The 1,183-nt window shown below is 68.3% G+C and carries 2 protein-coding genes; one reads left to right on the top strand and one right to left on the bottom strand.

What is annotated here, in order from left to right; genetic code table 11:
* A partial coding sequence (locus ABZ793_RS34695) for a hypothetical protein (RefSeq protein ID WP_357465233.1) occupies positions 1–189 on the bottom strand: 189 nt, incomplete at its 3' end.
* Between the two features lie 644 nt (positions 190–833).
* Between ABZ793_RS34695 and ABZ793_RS34690 the strand changes: the two genes are divergently transcribed.
* On the top strand, positions 834–992 hold the full coding sequence (locus ABZ793_RS34690) for a hypothetical protein (protein ID WP_357465231.1): 159 nt from the start codon (positions 834–836) through the stop codon (positions 990–992).
* Positions 993–1,183 lie beyond the last annotated feature (191 nt).

Genomic DNA, 1,183 nt, shown 5'->3' with positions numbered 1-1,183 from the left:
GGCGGCGTGTCGGCCACCCCGTTCCTCGGCTGCGGCTGCCCACCCGCCCAACACGCCGGCGACGTGGTCGCTGAAGTCCGCGAGGTCATCGCCGGCGATCTCGACGAGCCGCGAGCCACCCGGGAGCAGGCGCTGCGGGTTGACCAGCCAGCGCCAGATCCGTACGGCCAGCCAGTCCCAATCGTCCACGCTGACGTCGTCAAGCTGCCCAGCGTCGGCATCTGCCGCCAGGCCACCTCACGGTGCCAACGCCGGATGATCTGCCGTACCCGCCAACATGTGTGCGAATTGATGCGGAGCATGTCGCCGTCGCTGAGCGGCCCGTCCCCGGTGTGCCAGTCCTCCGCCGGGCTGCTTCGCCACGCGTTGTTGACCACACCGACTGCAGCGAGATGCAGAACCGGCCCCACCCGGTCCGGATCGATCCCCACCTGACGAGCCAGCATCGCCCACACAAGCTCCGACTCCTGCTGCGGTGTCAAGGCATCGTCGGCATTGCGGCGAACGACCGTCCCCATGGACACCGAGAATGCCAGCTCTTGCGCTCGATCGGGCGGACCGGCCAGTACCCGGTCTGGCCGACGGCGGCACGGCGACGGGCTGGATCAAGCCGGCGGGCTTTATTCTGAGGCATGCTCGAAGCCGGCAGCCGGACGCGCGCCTAACCGCCCCCACCGGCCATCGTCTTCGAGGCACTCACGGAGCCCGACCGCGACCCGGCGCGGCCCTGGCTGCAGCTGCTGGACGACGAACAATCGCCGCAGGTCCTGCGCGCCGAGCACCCACACCTGGTCGTCTGGTCAACCCTGTGGCCGAAGCGGCCGGATGCCCAAGTGCGTTTCGACCTGGAGTCCGACGGCAGCGAAGGCACGCAGCTGCGCTGGACGCTGCTGGTCGCCGAACCCTTACCCGACCCGTCACTGCTGGGACATCTGCGCAAGCGGCTCAACGAACTGATCAACGCGGACCTGCGCTATACCTTCGGGCAGTAGCGGTCAAAGGGTTGGTGGGCACCAGCCACTGGCGGCCGAACCACGACGACAAGTGCTACGAGTGCATGAGGCCGTACGCTGACGATGGGTGGCCCTTGTCGCTTGTCCTATCCCTTTTCGATGCGCCGGCTGCCCGGTGGCTGTGGTGAGCGGCGATCGGAGCGAACCGCTCCGGCATCCGGATCTGCCGA

The organism is Micromonospora sp. NPDC047465, assembly GCF_040643125.1.
Classification (GTDB): Bacteria; Actinomycetota; Actinomycetes; order Mycobacteriales; family Micromonosporaceae; genus Micromonospora.
Note: the sequence above shows the minus strand (reverse complement) of the source record. Positions and strands in the feature narration are given on the sequence as shown.